A 4,404-nucleotide genomic window follows, 5' to 3' on the forward strand; every position below is an offset into this window, starting at 1 on the left:
CTCGACGTCATGTTCACGGCCTTTATCTATATCGCCCTGATTTTCGATGCAATTAGTGTTAACACGCCCTAATTACTACCAACCCCTTCTACTCAATACGAATTACTTTTTACTGAATACTAACAACCTGTTCATTGTTTATTGCCTAATTGCTAATTGAAACAAAGACCGCTGCGCTGAAAGAACAAGGAAAAAAGACAGGTTCAAGTTCAAGTTCAAGCTAATTCTGCTCACTACTCAATACTAAATACTTTGTACTAATTACTAACTACAAAAAAGATAAAAGCACTCTTCTGCCAATCGAAAAAACGCATGTCATGCCGAGCCTGTCGAGGCACCTGTTCAAATGTAAGTTCAAAAATCAACTACGCTAAAAAACCAGGTACCGTCAATAGGGTCACCATTCAAATCGTATAAGCGTACATTGAAACCGGAAACATTTTGAGTGGCCACCTCAATCACAGCCGGGCCGGTATCCAATAAACTTACCTGTACCACATAATTGTCCGAACTTGCAGGAATATCAAAAATTAGCTGATAATTACCGATTCCAATGTCTATGATGGACCCCACATTGGTCCTATTTATCAATACCCCGTCCGTTACTTTGCCCAAAGCATGAAAAGCACTGCTCGGCGAAACCCAATCGGTACCCCCGGCCGTAGCACTTAACAACTGCCCAGAGGTACCCGCGTCGCCCCCGGAGTCCAAATAACGGCCATCGACCCTGAGATTGCCCCCTACATGTACTTTTTCCTGAGGTGGATTTGCGGAAATACCCATATTGCCGACCCCCGAAAATACCAAATTTCTACCGTTCAAATTATAGTTGCGATCTTCATCCGCCTGGGTAAGGTCGGTATTGGCCAAATTGGTATTACTTCCGCCGGCCAGATCACTTAAGTCCACTTGGTTCCCTGGAGTGGCCGGGTTGCTCAACCGCAATACGGTACCGTCCCGCACCAAATCGGTAAGTTCGTTTTCATCGTCCGTATCGGTATCCTCGATGAGGTGTTGATCAAGGGCATCGGTGGTTTCGGTAAGTTCGTCCTGTACTATGGAGTTATCGTAAAAAGCACCTCCGAAGTCGATAATACTATTGCCCGGCGCAATGCTCACCCCACCCCCAGAACTGTTTTGGTTGCATAGGTTGATCCAAGTAATACCGGTATACGCATATACACAACCGATATCGGTATTGTACACCAAGGCCCCTTCCAAAGGGCTCATCGCGTTCATTTGTTGGGTGGTTACGCGCGTAACGACCAAAACCAGCTGATCACTTTCAAGTTCCAACAAGGAACCATCATCGATATTTTGAGGGTTCTCTCCAACTTTAACTTGAGCGACCAAGGCAGAAAACGACAGTATAAAAAAGACGGTGAAAAACAACGTGGAACGAAAAATCGATATCTTAGAAAAGTGTTCCTTCATGAAAACAAAAATAGAACTATACTCTAGGATTAAAGAACTTCCCATCAAAAAAAAGTAAAGAATCCTATACCCTTTTTCATAATGCCGAACAACGGTTGGAAGGCTTCTTGCGCGCCCCAACAACTTCAAACTTATATGAAAACCTACTCGCCCTCCCCCTCTTCTATGGAGACATTGCGGTTTAAAGGGGTGAAAATGGGGTTTACTTCCTTGGTTTCGCCCACAACTTCTTCAATTTCCCTTTTGAGATAGTTCAAATGCGCGATGGTCAGGCGATCGGTCATTACCGGGATCGTTTGCTTTATTTTTCCCTGTAGCGTAATCAAATTGTCCAAGGCTAGGGAACGTACATCGGTATTTACGGTATATCCCTCAGAGAGTTTGGCCAAAATACCTTCTACCAAACCGTGGGCCTCTTCGGGTTTGTATAGCGCGATCATATTGGAAACATATGCTTTTTGCAACTTTCGTTTGTAGGCGTTCGTTCGGTAAAAAACATACATATCGCCCCATATCAAATGGTTCAGATCGTCGATATATTCTTCCGGCCGGTACGGGTCTTCCTCCTCGTAACGCTCGGCAATAAAGGTCATCCTGCTCAGGCGGCTCCCCCCCAAAAGGTTCACCATAACGCTTTCCATGGTTTTGGTAACGGACTCCTTTGACTGGGGCGATTGGATAGCGTTCAGGATGTCGTTGGGCAATAGCCACTTGGGTTCCTTAAAAATATGCCTGTCCAAAAAGGCCAATGCCTGTTTTTGTATTTCTTTGGATACCGGCCGGTAGACCTCCCCTTCTTCCCCCATGGTTTTTGGGGTCACATAAATGCCCCCAATATTTTTGGTGACATGAAAAATATAATCGCTGTACTGGTTTACCAAGGATTTGTATACGTTGTCCAAACTTGAAAAATCATCGCTGCCCTTTCCTTTTACCCAATCGCGCAAACAGGGCGTTATCCGTTGCAGGTTCATAATGCCGTAAGTGCTGGCGATCATGGAGTCGTCTCCCAAATCCTCGGTCTGGGACCTTGGGTCGAAATCGCGGCCCTCCCCACCGAACCACAGCCGATGGTTGTTGGTGACACTATCGACCACCATTTGCGCCAAAACTTCTTTTTCTTCGGTTACGCTGAGTTCCCCTGCTTGACCGCCATAGCCCCATTGCACCGCCCACTTGTCGTAATCCCCGATCCTGGGCATTAGATATTCGGTAGGGATGTTATCCTCTGGCTGGGCCACATAATTGAAACGGGCATAATCCATAATCGAACTGGTATGTCCGTTCTTTTTTAACCAATCGGCGTCGCGCAATTTATCCACAGGGGTGGCACTACTGGCCCCCATATTATGTCGGAGCCCTATGGTATGCCCCACTTCATGCGATGCTACAAAACGAATGAGGTTTCCCATCAATTCCGTATCGTACTCCAGTTGTTGGGCGCGGCTATCCACGGCACCCGCCTGCACCATATACCAACTGTGCAATAGGCTCATGAGGTTATGGTACCAACCGATATGGCTTTCAAGGATTTCCCCGCTGCGCGGATCTACAATATTGGGCCCGTAAGCGTTTTTGGATGGGGAGGCAAAATAGCGTAAAACGGAAAAACGGGAGTCTTCCAAACTCATATCCGGATTGTCTTCGGGCCATTCTTTCCCTACAATGGCATTTTTAAACCCAGCCTGTTCGAAGGCGACCTGCCAATCGTTGATGCCCTGTATCAAATAGGGCCGCCATTTTTTAGGCGTTGCGGGATCGATGTAGTATACGATCGGTTTTTTGGGGGTGACCAGCTCCCCGTTTCTCCATTTTTCAAGGTCTTCCGCTCTGGGTTCCAAACGCCAACGGTGGATATAGGTGTTGCGGTTTACTTTTTGCTGCTCATCTCCATATTCCAAATACGAACTTGCAAAATAGCCCACTCGTGCGTCATATAGGCGCTTGCGCATGGGCTCCTTTGGCAATAGCACAAAAGAATTGTTGATTTCCAAGGTAACCACCCCCGCCAGGACCGCCGCGGGCAATTGCTTTTTTCTTTTTTCCTTGCTGGCCAACGCCTTGTACGTTTTTACCGTCCGGATCTCGGTATTAAAGGGGTAGGTGTTGATTTTTTTGATGTAAGATCGATCTTTTTCCAAAGCCGAAAGCTTGTAGGCCGATTTTTGTGCACTGCTCAGGGTCAACAACGGATTTTCGCTGTTGATAAATTCCGTGACCTCGATCAGCGAAGTTTTCTTTTTATCGTTCGTGGCCTTAATTTCAAACGCCTCTAGAATCGGCGTAATGTTGGCGTTGTTAACGGCCTTTGAAATGGCATCTTCCTCATTGGCATCGCTTACCAAGGTGGCAATCCGAAGGAAAACGTTATTGTGGGGTCCTTTTTCAAACAAGATGGTGTTCTCCCCTATTTTTTCGCCGCCGTAATTTCCGGCACCGGAGGGGGTTTTGATAAAACGGGTTACCACCAGCAGTTCTCTATTAAAAAGGCTGTCGGGAATTTCAAAGTAATAGGCATCGGCAACCTGATGCACATCAAAAAGCCCTTTTTTGGTTACCGCATCCTTGGTAACAAAACGGTCGTATGCTTTTTCCTTGTTTGTGGCCAAGGTCGTGCGCTCCTTATTTTTTGAAGCTTTTCCCACTGACCCGAACGAGCCACAAGAAGTCATTATCATCAACAACAGTATACCACCAATATAACGGTTCATAAATAGCGAACGTTTCAATTATCCTGTTTAGTATGCCGTTGGTCGGGGCTTTGGTAGTTTCTGTGGATCAATTTCGACTACCGCTTTCCTTAATATACGTAAAAAAATCAGGATTGGCCGCTAAAACGAATAGACCTTGGCGCATCAAAACCTGTTGCTGGCCAAAAAAGCGATATGCTCTTTGTACTAGGGCGTGTTAACACTAATTGCATCGAAAATCAGGGCGATATAGATAAAGGCCGTGAACATGACGTCGAGT

At 46.1% G+C, this 4,404-nt stretch carries 2 protein-coding genes; both read right to left on the reverse strand.

The features are described 5' to 3' along the window. Positions 1-354: 354 nt before the first annotated feature. A complete protein-coding gene (locus tag ACRD7P_RS20800; RefSeq protein ID WP_430909719.1) occupies positions 355-1,434 on the reverse strand; it encodes a hypothetical protein in 1,080 nt (359 codons plus the stop codon). 143 nt (positions 1,435-1,577) lie between these two features. After that, positions 1,578-4,163: a zinc-dependent metalloprotease gene (locus tag ACRD7P_RS20805; RefSeq protein ID WP_430909720.1), complete on the reverse strand. Its 2,586-nt coding sequence runs from the start codon at positions 4,161-4,163 to the stop codon at positions 1,578-1,580. Positions 4,164-4,404 lie beyond the last annotated feature (241 nt).

This window comes from Maribacter sp. 2-571 (assembly GCF_050589625.1).
Lineage (GTDB): Bacteria > Bacteroidota > Bacteroidia > Flavobacteriales > Flavobacteriaceae > Pelagihabitans.